The organism is Cryobacterium sp. N21 (assembly GCF_002929575.1).
Classification (GTDB): Bacteria; Actinomycetota; Actinomycetes; order Actinomycetales; family Microbacteriaceae; genus Cryobacterium; species Cryobacterium flavum.
Window position 1 is genome coordinate 145,802 of record NZ_PJJQ01000036.1, and the last position, 16,181, is coordinate 161,982.

The window sequence follows — 16,181 nt, forward strand, 5'->3', positions numbered from 1 at the left end:
GTCTCCTAGTAATCAGCTAGCTGATTAGTTGACGCTAGCACTAGATTAGGGGGCATGACCACACCTGATCCGAAACCCCCGGCGGACCAGAAGCCGAGACCGGCGCCAGTGCAGGAGTCCATGGCCTGCTGGCCGACCGGACGCCTGCTTTCGACCGCCGCGCGGCTGGTCGAACACGCCTGGGTGGAGGCGCTGGACCAGCTGGGACTTACCCACGCCGGCATGGTCGCACTGCACCTGCTCGGCTCGGGGCCGCTCAGCCAGACCGAACTCGCTCATGCCGCCCGCGTGCAGACGCAGACCATGTCCCGCACCCTCGAACGACTCGAGCGCGAGGGCTACGTGGTGCGAACCCGGGACGAGCACGACGCCCGGCGACACTCCGTGGTCAGAACGGATGCCGGCACCGCCGTCTGGGAGCAGTCCCGCACGCTCGAGGCCGACCTCTTTCCCGAGCTCGAGAACGCGGACGCGATGCGTGACGCACTGCTCACGATCATCTCTGCCTCCTCAGCCCGCCGCTGGTAACCCGGCCGTACGACACCTGGCAAGCGGGGCACCCCGCGGGCGTGTCTCCTAACGGCTTCAATCAGATCGTGATGGCCCGGATGAGGACTCCGCCGCGGTGGATGACGGCGCGCTTGTCCTACCGGGTCGCGATGCCGCACATCGCTGCTCACTGCCTGGGCTGATCTTGCCCAATACCCATGCATTTGCCGGCCAGCCGCGCGACTGTCGCACTCGTCTGGTGCCTGGTGGTCGCGTACACGGTGGTTATGGTGGTCTACCAGCGCAAGATTGCCGAAGCGTCGGTTTTTCGCGTTCATTGCGAACCCCTTAGCCGCAATACCGTTCAGTTAAGCACCTGAATGGTGATTTCTGGCTCGTGAATGGGTTGTGGCCAGTGGGCGTGGTGGAAGCGTTTGGCGGGCCATTTCGAGACCTTGCGTTTGATGACGCGAGTGTTTGATCGTCGTCGGCGGGCGGGGTTCAGCCTCCGGACAAGGGCGCGAACCGCATGACGCCAGACCGCTGTGGCGTGGTCAGGTTGCGGAGGGGGAAAAAACGCCCTGTGCCACGGAGCGGCGGGCGATTCGGAGTGCGGCAACGAACGACACCCGGTCGGGGTCGCGGTGAGCGTGGCGCCCGTGACAAGAAGATGACGGCTGCCTCGTGCACGCAAATGCGCGGGAGCCGAAAGCAACCCGCACGAGGTCCCGTCCCCCGAGCTGACTTTCCTTTTGCGCAAGTGTGAAGCGTGGCCGTCCCGGCCTTGCCGAGCGGCTCGATATACACAGCAAGGCCCACACTGACCGCGACTAAACTAAACACTTCGGTTTAAGGGGTGTTCGTGATCGACCAGGAGCTTGTTCGGGAACAGAACTTTGTCCAGGGCCTGTATGCGCGGCTGGACGCGCTGGCGAAAGAGGCCGAAGGTCAGCTGAAAGCGGTGCGCCGCCTCGATGTCGGTGGCAACCACCAATCGCGCAGCGAACGCGACACCTTTGCCCGCCTCTACGAGGACCGCATCGTGCAACTGCGCGAGGTCGACGACCGGCTCGCCTTCGGCCGACTCGAAACCATGCCCGACGACTCCGGCGAGTCGGTCTACCGCTACATCGGCCGGGTCGGCCTGCGCGATGAAGACCACAAACCTTTGTTGCTGGACTGGCGGGTGCCGCAGGCGAGCGCGTTCTACCAAGCCACCGCCGCCACACCGCTCGGCACCCGGGCTCGCCGCCACCTGCTGTCCAAGGGGCGCAGCATCATCCGCATCGAAGATGAGATCCTCGATGCCGCCCTGCTCGCTGATCCTTCGGCGAGCGCGCACCAGGGCGAAGGCGCCCTGCTCGCCGCCCTCACCGCGCAGCGCACCGGGCACATGTCCGACATCGTCTCGACCATTCAGGCGGAGCAGGACCGCATCATCCGCTCTGAGCTGGCCGGTGTTCTGGTCGTGCAGGGTGGCCCGGGCACCGGCAAGACCGCCGTGGCACTGCACCGCGCCGCCTACCTGCTTTACACGCACCGGGATCGCCTGCGGGACAGCGGTGTGCTCATCATCGGCCCGACACCGTCGTTCCTGCAGTACATCGAGGCCGTGCTGCCCTCGCTCGGCGAGACCGGCGTCGTGCTCAACACCGTCGGCCAGCTTTTCCCCGGCATCGAAGCGACCAAAACGGATGCCCCCGCCGTCGCGGCCCTCAAAGGCCAGACCTTCATGGCCGACCTCATCGCGCGGGCTGTGCATTCCCGGCAACGCACCCCTGCCGCACCGCAGGTGCTGGTCGTGAACGGTGATCGCATCGTGCTGCAGCCCGAACTCGTGGCCCACGCGATCGCGCGTGCCCGCGGCACCAATAAGACTCACAACGAGGCCCGCGTGACGTTCGTGAAGACCGCCATTAACGCGCTCTCTCGGGTCTGGCTCGAGCAGCTGCAGAAGCAGGGCCGGTCGATGGACGACACCGACCTGCCGATGCTGCGCGATGACCTGCGCCTGGCCGACGATGTGCGGGTCGCACTGAACACCGCCTGGCTGCCGCTGACCCCGGAGAAACTGCTGCAGGATCTCTATGCGCGGCCGCAATGGCTGGAGGAACTCACCCCCCGCTGGCGTTTCGCCCAGCGCAAGCTGCTGGCACGCCCGCGCGACGCCGAGTTCACGATCGCCGACATTCCGCTGCTCGACGAAGCCGCCGAACTGCTCGGTGAGTACAACGCGGTGGACCAGGCCAAGAAGCGCGCGCTCAAGGAACAACGGGGGCGCGATGTGGAGAACGCCGAGACGGCCATCGAGAACATGCAGGTGAAGGGCTTGGTCAACGCAAAAGACCTCGCCGCCCGAGCCGGTGAACTCGATGAGCGCTCGACGACGAGTGAGCGCGCCGCCCGGGATCGCAGCTGGACCTACGGCCACGTCGTCATCGACGAGGCTCAGGAATTGTCGCCGATGCAGTGGCGCCTGGTGCTGCGGCGTGGTCCGCGCCGGTCGTTCACGATCGTGGGTGACATTGCGCAGGCGGCCAGCGCCGCGGCATCCGCTACCTGGAAAGAAGCGTTGCAGCCGGTGCTCGACGGCTCGCCCGAAGCGGACCGTTGGCGACTCGAAGAGCTCACCGTGAACTACCGCACCCCCAGCCAGATCGCCACGGCGGCCGAAACGGTGGCGCTCTCACACGGTCTGTCGATCACGCCGTCGCGCACGGTGCGGTCGAGTGAGTGGCCGGTCGAAACGGTAGCGGATGCCGCGGTGGCGGTCCGCAGCGACCGCGCGCTCGGCGCAGGTGGCACCCTCGCCGTGATCGTCGTCGACGCCGGGATCGATGAGCTCGAAGCCACCCTGCGCGCCGAATTCGGCGATCTGCTCGGCGTCGGAGCACTCGGCCTGAGCCGGGAGATTGCGCTGCTCACGCCGCGAGACGCGAAGGGGCTGGAGTTCGACGCGGTGATCGTCGTCGACCCGGCGGCCATTCTCGCGGCCTCCGAGCGTGGCGCCGGCGCACTCTACGTAGCGATGACCCGGGCCACGCAGCGGCTGTACCTCGTGGGGGACGCGCCGCTGGGCGATACACAGACTTCCTCCGTGGCTTAATCAGGAAATCCGTGGGGCGTAGCGCTTCTTGCCCGCGGAGCAGTGCGGGACCGGGCCACCGGCCGCACGGATTTCCTGAATTAGCCACGGGTAACGCGGGAGCCGTGGGCCGCCTACCCAGTCGGCTACCGTGGAAGCATGACATTGGAGTCTCAGCCCACACCCTTTTCCAGCCTCGACGACTACATCGCGCTGCCCCGCGTGGAGGGTCTCGCGCTCTCGCCCGACGGACAACGCGTCGTGCTCACCGTCGCCACCCTCACCCGCGATCAGACGAGCTATGAGCGCGCACTCTGGTCGGTGGCCGCCGACGGCAGTGGTGTTCCCACCCGTCTGACCCGGTCGGCGAAGGGCGAATCGCAGGCGGCGTTCACGGCCGCCGGTGATGTGCTGTTCGTCTCCGGCCGGCCCGACGCGGCCGTTGCAGAGAAGGACACCGAGGCCGCCCAGCTCTGGCTGCTGCCCGCCGCCGGCGGCGAGGCCCGCGCGATCACCCGGCTCACCGGGGGAGTGTCCGGCATCGCAGCGGTGGCGACTGCCGCGCGGTCCCTCGTGATCGCGGCCGACCTGCTACCGAGCGCCGCCGACCTCGAAGCTGAGGGCGCCGCCCGCAAGGAACGCACCGAGAAAAAGGTCGCGGCCATTCTGCACGAGAGCTATCCGGTGCGCTTCTGGGACCACGACCTCGGCCCCGCAGAACCCCACCTGCTCGCGGTCAGCCTCGCCGACCTGCACGACACGATCGCGGCCCCCACAATCAACGGCGAAGCGGATGCCCCTGCCCCGTACCCCGCCGACCTCCCACGTCCCCGAGACCTCACGCCCACCCCCGGCCGCACCATGGATACCGCCGGCCAGGCCCTGACCCCCGACGGATCCACGCTCATCGTGGCGCTGCGGGTGGCCGAGCAGCGCTCCGGCCGGTACGTTCTGGTGTCCATCGACGTCGCGACCGGCACCCAGACCACCCTGTTCGACGAGCCGAAGGTCGACTTCGAATCGCCAACCGTGAGCATCGACGGCCGTCAGGTCGCCTTCGTACGTTCCGCCGTCAGTACGCCGGACGGCCCGGCCGACCAGGAGATCTGGGTCGCCGACCTCGACGGCGGCCACCCGCGCCGCCTCGCCGCCGAGTGGGACCGTTGGCCGTCGAGCTTGGTCTTCGACTCGCCGGCAGAATCGCCGGCCGACTCGAGCCAGGCCCTCATCGTCACCGCCGACCACGACGGCCGCGGACCGATCTTTCGGGTGCCGCTCGATGGCGGCACGCCCGAACAGCTCACGACCGACGACTTCAGCTATACCAATGTCTCTGTCGACGCCCAGACCGGCGCCATAGTCGCGTTGCGTTCCTCGTGGATCACGCCGGCGCATCCGGTGCGGATCAGCCGGTCCGGTGTCATCACCACGCTCGCTACCCCGGCCGCGCTGCCTGTGGTTCCGGGCACGATCACGGAGGTGGAGACCGTGGCGGGGGACGGAGTGCGAGTGCGCGCGTGGCTGCTGCTGCCTGCGGGAGCCTCGATACAGCATCCGGCACCGCTGTTGCTCTGGATTCACGGCGGCCCGCTGAACAGCTGGAACGCGTGGAGCTGGCGGTGGAGCCCGCTGCTCGCCGTGGCTCGCGGCTACGCGGTGCTGCTGCCCGACCCGGCGCTCTCGACCGGCTATGGCCTGGATTTCATCGCGCGTGGCTGGAACTCCTGGGGTGCCAAGCCGTACACCGACCTGCTCGCGATTACGGATGCCGCCGAAGCGCTCCCCGAGATCGATGAGTCTCTGACCGCGGCGATGGGCGGATCATTCGGCGGCTACATGGCCAACTGGGTGGCCGGCCACACCGAGCGGTTCCGCGCCATCGTGAGCCACGCGAGCCTGTGGTCGCTCGACCAGTTCAACGGTACGACTGATAACTCCGAGTACTGGCAGAGCATCTTCTCGGCACAGGGCATGATCGACAACTCGCCGCACCAGGCGGTGCGCGACATTGTCACGCCGATGCTCGTCATTCACGGCGACCACGACTACCGGGTGCCGATCGGCGAGAGCCTGCGGCTGTGGTCGGAACTGGCCGAGCACCACGCCACTGCCGACGGCAGTACCCAGCACAAGTTCCTCTTCTTTCCCGATGAGAACCACTGGGTGTTGAAGCCGCAGCACGCGGTGATCTGGTACGAGACCGTGTTCGCGTTTCTCGACCAGCACGTGCACGGCGCCAACTGGAAGCGGCCGCGCCTGCTCGGCTGAGCGTACGACCCGGCCGGGAGTTTCGGTTAAAGTGGAGAGCTGGAGAGGAACCGGCTATTGAGTGATATTGCGAGCGAATTGGCGCGGGTGCGCGAAGCCTTCGACAAACCCACCCTGCGCCTGCTCGACCGCAAGTGGGCGCCATTCGTGCTCGCCGTGTTCAAGAGCTCGTTCAGCCGGGACCGACGCAGCGTGCCGTGCGAACTGCTGCACACCCAGGTGGATGCCTACCTCGCCGACCTCCGCAGCATCGGCATCGACGCCCCAGAGAAAACCGGCCGGGCCCTGTGCGTGCAGTGGATGAACGACCTCTGGCTGTACCGCGAAGTGCGCGACACTGCTGACGGCAACCAGGAGCACTACTCGCTCACCAGCCACGCCCTCGAAGCCCTGCTGCTCGTTGACGGTCTCGCCCGGGATCGGGCGCTGATCAGCGAATCCCGACTCAGCACTATCGTCGACACGGTGCGCCACCGGGCCACGGAGGCCAACCCCGATCGTGAAGAGCGGGTGCGCCGCCTCGACCAGCAGATCGACGAGCTGACCAGCGAGCGCGATCGCCTGGCCGGAGGCGGCGACATTGCAGCCGCCTCGAACGAGCAGATGCACGAGGGCTACGCCGACCTCATCGACCTCATTCAGCAGCTGCCGAGCGACTTCAAACGGGTCGAAGAATCCGTCGCGGCCATGCACCGGCAGATCGTCAGCGACTTTCGCGGCGAGGAACGCCCGATCAGCGAGGTCCTCGACGGCTACCTCGCCAAAACGGATGCCCTCATGTCGTCAACCGCGGAGGGTCGGGCCTTCGAGGGCGCCTTTACCCTGCTGCGCAACGACACTCTCATGCAGGGGCTGAAAGCCGACCTCGAAACGATTCTGCTGCATCCGTTCGCCCTCGAACTGAGTTCTGCCGAACGTCGCAGCTTCATGAGCACGGTGACGCTGCTGCGCAAGGGCATCGACGACGTGCTCACCCAGCGCAAGGGACTCACCACCACCCTGCGCGAGCACATCGTCAACCACGACGTCGTGAAAGACCGCGAGCTCGAACGAGTGCTGCGGGACATCAACCGTGAACTCGCGACCTGGATGCAGACCGCAGGTCCCCGCTCTACCGTCACCGCCGAGCTCATGCCCGGCAGCCTCGACGTCGAACATCTGCGGGAGCGGTTCTACGATCCGGTCGCCCATCGGGCCCCGCCGGCGCTGATCGACGTGTCCGCCGCGGCGCCCGCAGCCCCGAGCCTCGGTGACCTGCGCCAGCAGGGCGGTCCGCTGCTCGAAGAACTGCGTGACGCTCTCGTGGCGGCTTTCGGCGCGGGTTCCGGCGCGGGTTCCGGTGCGGGGGAGGCGGCATCCGTTGGTGGCTTGTTCAACGGATTCGACGTGAGTCTGCGCCGGCCGGTGGAGATTCTCGGCCTGCTGCAGCTCGCCGCCCAGCTCAGCCAGACAACCGATTCGACCGGCCTGGAAAGCTTCGAAACGGTGCGACCGGATGGCTCGGTGCGGCTCTTCGACGTGCCCCGCCGTATTCTGACCGACGACGACACGGCGGCCCTGGCCGCTCAGAATTTGGGATACCAGCATGAATGACGAATTGTCGGACGACCTGGCGCGCGACCTGGAAAACACCGGGATCGACAGCGACCCGCGGAGCCTGTCGCTGTTCGAGGGCGATGAGGGCGGACTCAGCGTGGAGCAGCGCCGCACCCTTGTGTTGCTGCTGAAGCACCGCTACATCTCGGCGGCCCTGCAGCCGGTCGAATGGCAGACGCTGCTCGCCTCGCAGAGCCTGCTCAAGTCGCGCCTCAACGACGTTTTCCTAGACCTGCACGTCGACCTGCACTACGAGGTCGCGTTCAAGCGGCAGGCGGTTGCCGAGGGCGGCGAACGGTTTCCCACGCTGCTGCACGACGTCGCGTACACCCGCGAAGAGACCATTCTGCTCGTGCTGCTGCGCCAGCGGTTTCGCAGCGAACGGGCAGGCGGCCAGGAGATCGTGCTCGTCGACCGGGAGAACCTGGTCGAGAACGTCGCGCACTTTCGCCCGGACTACGCCACCGACCTCTCCGGCGACGCCCGCAAGGCGTCGGCCGCGGTCGACAGCCTCGCCAAGGCGCGGGTGCTGCTGAAGACCAGCGACCCTGACCGGTTTCGCGTTTCGGCGGTGATCGAGGTGCTTTTGTCGGTGGAACGCCTCGGCGAACTGCTCGACTGGTTGCGCGAAGAGAACGGCGACGCCACCAACGACGACCCATCGCTCACCGCCTCGCACCAGGAGCTGCTCGTATGAACGATTCCCCGCTGTTCTACATTGACGGTGCCACCGAGGGCACCACCCAGTGGCGGGCCGAATCGATGCAACTGGTGAACTGGGGCGGTTTTCACGGCCATCACGAGATAGATTTCGCGGTGCAGTCCACGCTCGTCTCCGGTGCGTCGGGAACCGGAAAGAGCAGCCTGCTCGACGCCTATCTGGCACTGATGATGCCCTCGGACACCCCGTTCAACGGTGCCTCGAACGACGCCGGTTCCGGCCGCGCGCGCAGCGTTGACCAGCGCAACCTGATGACCTACCTGCGCGGCAAGACCGACGCCAACCGGGAAGTCACCACCGGGGAGCTCACCGACCAGGTGCTGCGCGGCGCACACGAGGCCACCTGGGGCGCCATCGCACTGACCCTGATCGACGACAACCAGCGCCGATTCACCGTGCTGCGGGCCTACTTCGTGCCGCGCGGCGCCCACAAATTCGCCGACGTCACCATGAAAATGGCCACCACAGACGGATCCCTCGACCTGCGCGACCTCGCCTCCTGCGCCGAAAGTCGGTTCGACAAGCGCGTGCTCAAGGCCCGCTTCGAGGGCTTCGACGTGTTCGACACCTATGCGGCGTTCGCCCAGACCCTTTACACCCGGCTCGGAATCGGCGCGAACGGCGAGGGTGGCAAAGCACTGCGCCTGCTCGCCCGCATCCAGGCCGGCCAGCAGGTGAAAACGGTCGACGGACTCTACAAGTCGATGGTGCTCGAAGAGCCGGCGACCTTTGCCGCCGCCGACAAAGCGGTCGACCACTTCGAAGACCTCGAACGCTCCTACGGCGCCATGGTCACCGAGGCCCAGAAAGCCCAGGTGCTCGAACGCCTGCCCGACCTGCACCAGGCCTACGAAACGGCCACCGCTAAGGCCGACCTGGTCGACACCTTTGGCGTGCACCGCGCCGGGGACACCCCGTTCGTGCTCTGGCAGCTGCTCACCGAGCAGACCCTGCTCGAGGCCGCCGCCGATACCAACCGGGCCGCCCGCCGTGACAACCAGTCCGCCCAGATTCAGGCCCGCGACGCGGAGACCGCGCTCAAGACCCGCTTAGCCGAGCTGCAACAGCAGCAGCGCGACAACGGCGGCGACGTGCTCGAACGCCTGCAGACCGAACTCGTGCACCTCGGCAACCAGCACGACGACGTGGCTCGTGAGCGCGCCGGCTTCGACGACCGGGTCAAGGTTTTGGCCGTGCCGATCGATTCCGCCGCCGGCTTCGCGGCCGCCCAGCAGGGCGCTGACCGGTTTGCCGCTGGTTTCGCCGACGCCGAGGCCGCCCTGGAGGCGACCCGCTCGGCACTACAACGCGAGTCGTACCCGGTGGAGGAGGGCATCCGCTCACTCAAGCAGGAGCGGGCGTTTTTGACCGGGCGCGAAAGCCTCGTGCCCCAGTCGCTAGACAAGGCTCGGCTGCTGATCGCCGAGGCTGCCGGCATTGGCGCCGAGGAGTTGCCGTTTGTGGCCGAACTCATCGACCTCGCCGCCGGTGAAGAAGCGTGGCGGCAGGCCGCCGAGGTGATTCTATCGTCGGTCGTGCGCGTGCTGCTCGTTGACGAGACGCGGCTGGCGCACCTGAGCGCGGCGATCGACCCGTTGCAGCTGCCGCTGCGCATCCACTTTGAGGGGGTGGCGCTGAAGCCGCACGAGGCCGTGGCCGGCGACGCCCGGTACATGTCGGGCAAGCTCGACGTGAAGGATTGCCCGTTCAGCAGCTGGGTTCAGACGCGCCTTCGCTCGTCGAACCTCGACGCTCTGTGCGTGGCCGACCCGTCCGAGCTGGGTGGCGGGGGTGCACGGGTGACCCCGAGCGGGCAGACCCGCAACGGTTCCCGCGGAGCCTATGGCGCGAACAGCGGCCAGAAATCGATCATCGGGTTTTCCAGCCGAGCCCGGCTGGACGACATTGCGGTGGAGCTGGCCGCGCAGGGGCTGGCGGCCGACGCTGTCGCGGGGCGGGCATCCGCTGTGTCGGGGCAACTGGGTGAGCTGCGGGAACAGCAGGCCGCTCACCAGCACATTCTCGACACGGACTGGTCGTCGATCGACGTCGCTGCGGCCACCGCGCGCATTGCCGATAAGAAGTCCGAATACGAGCGGATGCGCTCCGGCAGCGATATCCTGCGCGCCCTGAGCGACGAAGAGGGCCGGCTCACCCTCGAACTCGACGCTGCCCAGAAACTCAAGCACACCACCGACGGGGTCGGTTCGGTGCTGGGCGAGGAGCAGGGCAGCATCGTCGACGCGCAGGACACGGTGAACGACCGACTCGAGCAGATCGAACGGGGCGAGGCCCTGACCCTGTCAGAGGAGCACGCCGCACACCTGAACGAACAGTTCGCGCTGGTTACCGACCGGAACGACCTCGCCGGTTTCCCTGGCGGCCTGAAGCGCCTGCGCGAGCGGTTGATCGACCAGTCGGCGCAGGATCGTGACCGCGCAGCCCGTGACCGGGCCACCATGATCGGCATCTTCTCGACCTACCAGGCCCGCTGGCCCGACCCGAATATCGGTGTCGCGCTCGAATCGGTCACGAGCTACACCGACATCCTCGACGCCATCCGCACCCTCGGCCTCTCCGAGCGTCGTCAGGAATGGAAGCGGCGGCTGTCGGCGTGGAGCGGCCAGGACCTCGTGCCGCTCACCGGCGCCTTCAACACCGCGATCGAAGAAATCGAAGACCGGCTGCGGCCGATCAACGAGATTCTCGCGACCCTGCCGTTCGGTGCGACCCGCGACCGGTTGCAGATCGCGCTGCGGCGGCTGCACCGGGACGATGCGACGGCCTTTCGCAAGGAGCTCAAGGTGCTTTCCTCGGGTGCGACCGAGCAATTCACCGATGACGAGACCGAAGACCGATTCACCCGGCTGCAGCAGTTCATGAGCCTGATCCGCCCTGGTACCGCTGAGACGCCTTCGCAGCGGGACCTGCTGCTCGACGTTCGGCAGCACGTGGAGATCACCGCCGTGCGCGTCACACCGGAGGGAGCCCGGGTCAGTACCTACTCGTCGCTCGGCGGCAAGAGCGGCGGCGAGTCGCAGGAACTCGTGGCCTTCGTCGTCGGCGCCGCCCTGCGCTTTCAGCTCGGCGACGAGAGCCGTACCCGGCCGCGCTTCGCCCCGGTATTCCTCGACGAGGGATTTGTCAAATCCGACGCCGAATTCGCAGGCCGGGCCGTGGCCGCGTGGAAGGGCCTCGGCTTTCAGCTCATCATCGGAGCCCCGCTCGACAAGGTCACCGCCCTGGAACCGCACATGCAGCTGGTGCTGTCGATCACCAAGAACACGGCCACCGGCTACTCCTACATCACGCCGCTGGCGTCGCCGCAAGCCGCGGCCTAGCTGGAATAGCGGGAATAGACGGTGGCGTGTTTCGCCCTCGGCCGGACCGCCGCATCCACTTAGCGCAGGCTGTCCTTCGTGGCGGTGGCAGAAGGCCGTCCCTAGCATCGACGTAGAGACGCACGTTCAATCGGAAGAACCTGCGCCGAGACGATTTACCTGTGGGGATAATCATGTTTGACACCTTTTTCGGACTGCCCATGCATCCGCTCATCGTGCACGCGACCGAGGTCGTGGTTCCGATCGCAGCGCTGGTCCTGCTTCTGGCAGCAGTCTGGCCGCGTTTTTGCCGCTGGGCCAAGCTGCTGCCGCTCGGGCTGACCCTGGCCGCGCTCGTACTCGTGCCGTTGTCGACTGAATCGGGGGAAGCCCTGGAGGAGCGGGTTTCCGAGAGCGCCCTCATCGATACTCACGCAGACCTGGCCGAGGGCTTGCTGCCCTGGGTGATCGGAATGGTCCTCATCGCCGCCGTGCTGTTCTGGTGGAACCTCAAGAAGGCACCCACGACCCGCGCGCCGAAGTGGGTCGCCATCGCCATCGCCGTTGCTGCGCTTGGGGCTTCGTCGGGCACAGTGGTGCAGGCCATTTTGATCGGTCACAGCGGGGCGACTGCCGTGTGGTCCGAAGACATGGGCACTCCGGCCCAATAGCGCAGTTCCGGCTCCAGTTACCTTGGCGACCTCTGGTGAGCCTTCCGGCTGTCAGGGTGCACCGGTCGAGGCGTAACATGTCTGCGTGTCGGTCATGCGTTCTTCTGACTGGAGCACACCCATCGACCGGCGCTTAGGACTGGAGGCAATCGTGACCAGCACGCGGCGGCTCCGTCGGAATCCCAGCTTTCGTAACCCCACCTTTTTCTCCACCTGGCTGATCTGGCTGGTCGGGTTCCTGGCTTTTCCGATCGCGGGTCTGGCGGGCACGGCGGTGGGCGGTCGGGTCAGCAATCCCGTCGCGGCCCTGATCGGCGGCGCGGTCTGTGGGGTTGTCATCGGAGTCGGTCAGGTGTTGGTCAGTCGGCGTCGCCTCGATCCGTTGATCTGGATTCCCTTGACTGGGATCGGCATGGGCGTCGGGCTGCTGCTCGGCTCGACCGTCGTCAACTATCGCACAACGTTGGCCGAGCTGGCCCTGATGGGAGCGATCACCGGGATCGTGCTCGGCGCGGCGCAGGCCGTGGGGTTGCCGCCACGCACGCGTGGACGCTGGCTGTGGGCCCTCGGTATGGCCGCGCTGTGGGCGCTTGGCTGGACCGTGACGACGCTGGTCGGCGGCAACGTCGAGGCGCAGTTCACGAATTTCGGCGCCATTGGAGCGGTCACCGTCACGGCATTGTCCGGGCTCCTCCTGCACCTGCTGCTGCCGTTTCACCCCGCCTCGGGTGTGTGGTTGCGTTCACACCCCATCACTAGCTCGACCTAGGTGGCGCACCCGAGTCACGGTGCCGACTGTCGCGCCAGGCACCGGTGGCCCACAGTGCCCACAGTACGAGCAGGGGTTGAAAGGCGAGGCGGATGCCCCGCGACAGATCCGAATTCAGCCCGAACGAGTCCGTGGCCGTGACGAATTGCGAGATGTTGCCGGGAAAGATGGCCACAAAGAACGCGGCCACGGTCCAGCCGACAGCCACGCGCCAACGGTGCAGCGCGAGTAGTGCGAGTCCCAAGGCGATTTCGACGATTCCGGAGAGTACAACGACGAGGTCGGGGCCGAGGGGAACCCAGGAGGGAACCTGCGCCTGAAAAGCGTCACGATTGAAGGTGAGATGGCTGACTCCGGCCAGCAGGAGTAGGGTGCCGAGGGCCAGCTGGCCCAACAGTCGTGGCCACGAACGACGCGAGCGCGGGCCTGCTTCAAGAAGCTGAGAAGGGGTCATTGCATTGAGTGTAATTGTTCGACCGTCAACCGGCCCACGGCGACGCAGGTAAAGTTGGTCAGTCACGTCATGCGGGAACCAACCCGCGCGTCCACGAGTTGCGCTTCGATCGGGTCGACCGTGCCCGAGGCATCTGGCAATCGTGGAGACAGCATGTGCACCGATATCACCCTCAGCAGTTAGCCGGTGGCTACCGACCTATCAGGCGAGCGAAGAAGCCGCCGGTGGACTTCACCTTCACGTGTCCCTCGCAGCGCTGGTTGCGGGGCACGCCCTTCATAACCTGGTCGACGTGCTGGCCGCAGCCGGCCCAGGTGGTCTTCTGACAGGTCTTGCAGGTGACTGCTCTGCACATGGTGGGTGCCTTTCGTTGGGGAAGTATCTCTACACTATACCCTTGGGGGTATACAGAGAATTCACACCTGACGAACGGATGCTCCCGCCCCGGTCGGTGTATCGTTCGAGCATCGACCACGTGGCCGGCTGAACAGATCGAGAGCGGCGCAGCATGAGTAGTGAACCTCCTATCAACGACGTCACCGACGACGACATCGAGGTCACACACTCCAAATCCTGGGCCGCTGGCGTACCCGGCGTGCTGCACTCGATGGAGCCGGCGATCACCCAGATGGGCGCTGTGCGGGGCATGCGGGCGCTGCTGTCGATGAACCAGAAAGACGGGTTCGACTGCATGAGTTGTGCTTGGCCAGACCCTGACCATCGTAAGGCCTTCGAATTCTGCGAGAACGGCGCCAAAGCGGTCACCTGGGAGGCGACGCCGATCACCATCCCGACCAGCTTCTGGGCAGAGCACTCGCTCGCCGACCTGCGTGAGAAGAGCGAATACTGGCTCGGAATGCAGGGCCGGCTGGTCGAACCGGTCTACAAACCGGCCGGCAGCGACCACTACCGCCCGGTCAGCTGGCCCGAAGCCTTTCGGGTGATCTCCGCCAAGCTCAATGCCCTGGACTCACCCGACCAGGCCGCGTTCTATACCAGCGGCCGCGCCTCCAACGAGGCCGCGTTCGCCTACCAACTGTTCGCTCGCGCGTACGGCACCAACAATCTGCCCGACTGTTCCAACATGTGTCACGAGTCCACCGGCTGGGCCATGGGTCAGACCGTCGGTATCGGCAAGAGCACGATCAGCTATGACGACTTCGCCAAGTCCGACCTGATCATCATCATGGGGCAGAACCCCGGCACCAACCACCCGCGCATGCTCACCGCGCTCGAAGAGGCGAAGGACGCTGGCGCCCAGATCGTCGCGGTCAACCCGCTGCCCGAGGCGGGCCTTCGCCGCTACAAGAACCCACAACGAGTGCGCGGGGTCATCGGCCACGGCACCGACATCGCCGACCAGTTTCTGCAGATCCGCATCGGCGGTGACATGGCGCTGCTGCAGGCCGTCTCCAAACGGGTGCTCGACGCCGAAGATGCCAGCCCCGGAACCGTGCTCGACCAGGCCTTCCTCGATGAACACTGTCACGGACTGGCCGAATTGCGCGAGCATCTCGCCCAGCTGGACGAGCGGATGGTGCTGGCCTCGACGGGCCTGCGCGCGGCCCAAATCGATGAACTGGCGAAGCGGTATATCAGCGCCGATCGGGTGATCATCACCTGGGCGATGGGGCTCACCCAGCAGAAAAAGGGCGTCGTGACCATCAAGGAGATCATCAACCTGCTGCTGTTGCGTGGCAACATCGGCAAGCCCGGTGCCGGCGCCTCGCCGATTCGCGGCCACAGCAACGTGCAGGGCGACCGCACCATGGGCATCTGGGAGCAGATGCCGCCGGCCTTCCTCGACGCACTGGAAAAAGAGTTCGGCTTCAATCCGCCGCGCAAGCACGGTGTGGACTCCGTCGACGGGGTTCGCGCCATGCGGGACGGAAAGATGAAGGTGTGGATGGGCCTTGGCGGCAATTTCGTCGCAGCCATGAGCGACACCGGCATTGCCGAGGCTGCCATGGCGCGCACGGAGCTGAGCGTGCAGATTTCCACCAAGCTCAACCGGTCGCACGCCGTGACCGGCGAGGAGGCTCTGATTTTGCCGACCATGGGCCGCACCGAGATTGACGAGCAGGCCACTGGGGAGCAGTTCGTCTCGGTCGAAGATTCGGTCTGCGCGGTGCATCCGTCCTGGGGCAAGCTCAAGCCGGTCTCGACGAACCTGCTCTCCGAGGTCGCGATCATCTCGCGCCTGGCCCGGGCGGTACTCAGCGACAAGGTGGCGGTGGACTGGGCCGGTTTCGAGGCCGACTACGACCTGATTCGCGAGCATATCTCGCACGTCGTGGGCGGCTGCGAAAACTACAACGAGCGCATCCGTCAGGAGGGCGGTTTCGTGCTGCCGAACGGCCCGCGCGACTCCCGCACCTTCAACACTCCCACCGGCAAGGCCATGCTGACCACGAACACGCTGGAGCACCTCGAGGTGCCGCCCGGGCGTCTCGTGCTGCAGACGCTGCGCAGCCACGACCAGTTCAACACCACCATCTACGGCCTGGACGATCGCTACCGTGGCATCAAGAAGGGTCGGCACGTGGTCTTCATCAACAAGAAAGACCTGATCAATCTCGGCTTCAGTGACGGCGACCTGGTCGACGTGCACAGCGAGTTCAGCGACAACGTCGACCGGGTGCTGCGCGGCTACCGGCTGGTCGCCTACCCGACGCCGCGCGGCTGCGCTGCCGCGTACTATCCGGAGGCGAACGTGCTGGTGCCGCTCGACAGCGTTGCCGACGGCAGTAACACGCCGGTGTCGAAGGCCGTCATCATTCGATTGGAGCCTGCTGCCCAGTCGTGAAA

General features: G+C 66.3%; 11 protein-coding genes. 9 read left to right on the forward strand and 2 right to left on the reverse strand.

The window, feature by feature from the left end; genetic code table 11:
* Nucleotides 1-54: 54 nt before the first annotated feature.
* From CXY77_RS17375 to CXY77_RS17420, 8 genes are all read left to right on the forward strand, one after another.
* Complete coding sequence (locus CXY77_RS17375; protein WP_233197496.1) at nt 55-528, forward strand: MarR family winged helix-turn-helix transcriptional regulator; 474 nt, start codon at nt 55-57, stop codon at nt 526-528.
* Between the two features lie 823 nt (nt 529-1,351).
* A complete protein-coding gene (locus CXY77_RS17390) occupies nt 1,352-3,595 on the forward strand; it encodes a UvrD-helicase domain-containing protein (protein ID WP_199181944.1) in 2,244 nt (747 codons plus the stop codon).
* A 138-nt stretch (nt 3,596-3,733) separates the two neighbouring features.
* The gene (locus CXY77_RS17395; RefSeq protein ID WP_104130599.1) at nt 3,734-5,842 is read left to right on the forward strand and encodes a prolyl oligopeptidase family serine peptidase; all 2,109 of its coding nucleotides are present in this window, start codon (nt 3,734-3,736) and stop codon (nt 5,840-5,842) included.
* Nucleotides 5,843-5,899: 57 nt separating this feature from the next.
* The gene (locus CXY77_RS17400) at nt 5,900-7,435 is read left to right on the forward strand and encodes a DUF3375 family protein (protein ID WP_158252871.1); all 1,536 of its coding nucleotides are present in this window, start codon (nt 5,900-5,902) and stop codon (nt 7,433-7,435) included.
* Nucleotides 7,428-8,135 carry a DUF4194 domain-containing protein gene (locus CXY77_RS17405; RefSeq protein WP_092339632.1) on the forward strand — a complete coding sequence of 236 codons (708 nt, stop codon included), beginning with the start codon at nt 7,428-7,430 and terminating at the stop codon, nt 8,133-8,135. Before CXY77_RS17400 ends, CXY77_RS17405 begins: the two co-directional genes overlap by 8 nt.
* Nucleotides 8,132-11,500, forward strand: a complete 3,369-nt coding sequence (locus CXY77_RS20935) for an ATP-binding protein (RefSeq protein ID WP_104130601.1) — start codon at nt 8,132-8,134, stop codon at nt 11,498-11,500. The genes CXY77_RS17405 and CXY77_RS20935 overlap by 4 nt, the downstream gene beginning before the upstream one ends.
* Nucleotides 11,501-11,673: 173 nt before the next feature.
* Nucleotides 11,674-12,150 (forward strand): DUF2231 domain-containing protein, encoded by a 477-nt coding sequence (locus CXY77_RS17415; protein WP_104130602.1) that lies wholly within the window; start codon nt 11,674-11,676, stop codon nt 12,148-12,150.
* Nucleotides 12,151-12,301: 151 nt separating this feature from the next.
* Nucleotides 12,302-12,919: a hypothetical protein gene (locus CXY77_RS17420; protein ID WP_104130603.1), complete on the forward strand. Its 618-nt coding sequence runs from the start codon at nt 12,302-12,304 to the stop codon at nt 12,917-12,919.
* Here the strand turns inward: CXY77_RS17420 and CXY77_RS17425 are convergent.
* The gene (locus CXY77_RS17425) at nt 12,906-13,373 is read right to left on the reverse strand and encodes a hypothetical protein (RefSeq protein ID WP_092339636.1); all 468 of its coding nucleotides are present in this window, start codon (nt 13,371-13,373) and stop codon (nt 12,906-12,908) included. The genes CXY77_RS17420 and CXY77_RS17425 overlap by 14 nt on opposite strands.
* A 190-nt stretch (nt 13,374-13,563) precedes the next feature.
* Nucleotides 13,564-13,728 carry a hypothetical protein gene (locus tag CXY77_RS20370; RefSeq protein WP_092339637.1) on the reverse strand — a complete coding sequence of 55 codons (165 nt, stop codon included), beginning with the start codon at nt 13,726-13,728 and terminating at the stop codon, nt 13,564-13,566.
* Nucleotides 13,729-13,881: 153 nt separating this feature from the next.
* On the opposite strand from CXY77_RS20370, the gene CXY77_RS17430 reads away from it, so the two are divergent.
* Nucleotides 13,882-16,179 (forward strand): FdhF/YdeP family oxidoreductase, encoded by a 2,298-nt coding sequence (locus CXY77_RS17430; RefSeq protein WP_104130604.1) that lies wholly within the window; start codon nt 13,882-13,884, stop codon nt 16,177-16,179.
* Nucleotides 16,180-16,181 lie beyond the last annotated feature (2 nt).

Excerpts from the sequence above, each read along its gene's own strand:
- CXY77_RS17375 (WP_233197496.1), top strand. The coding sequence starts at position 55 with ATGACCACACCTGATCCGAAACCCCCGGCGGACCAGAAGCCGAGACCG.
- CXY77_RS17395 (WP_104130599.1), top strand. The coding sequence starts at position 3,734 with ATGACATTGGAGTCTCAGCCCACACCCTTTTCCAGCCTCGACGACTAC.
- CXY77_RS17405 (WP_092339632.1), top strand. The coding sequence starts at position 7,428 with ATGAATGACGAATTGTCGGACGACCTGGCGCGCGACCTGGAAAACACC.
- CXY77_RS20935 (WP_104130601.1), top strand. The coding sequence starts at position 8,132 with ATGAACGATTCCCCGCTGTTCTACATTGACGGTGCCACCGAGGGCACC.
- CXY77_RS17415 (WP_104130602.1), top strand. The coding sequence starts at position 11,674 with ATGTTTGACACCTTTTTCGGACTGCCCATGCATCCGCTCATCGTGCAC.
- CXY77_RS17425 (WP_092339636.1), bottom strand. The coding sequence starts at position 13,373 with ATGACCCCTTCTCAGCTTCTTGAAGCAGGCCCGCGCTCGCGTCGTTCG.
- CXY77_RS20370 (WP_092339637.1), bottom strand. The coding sequence starts at position 13,728 with ATGTGCAGAGCAGTCACCTGCAAGACCTGTCAGAAGACCACCTGGGCC.
- CXY77_RS17430 (WP_104130604.1), top strand. The coding sequence starts at position 13,882 with ATGAGTAGTGAACCTCCTATCAACGACGTCACCGACGACGACATCGAG.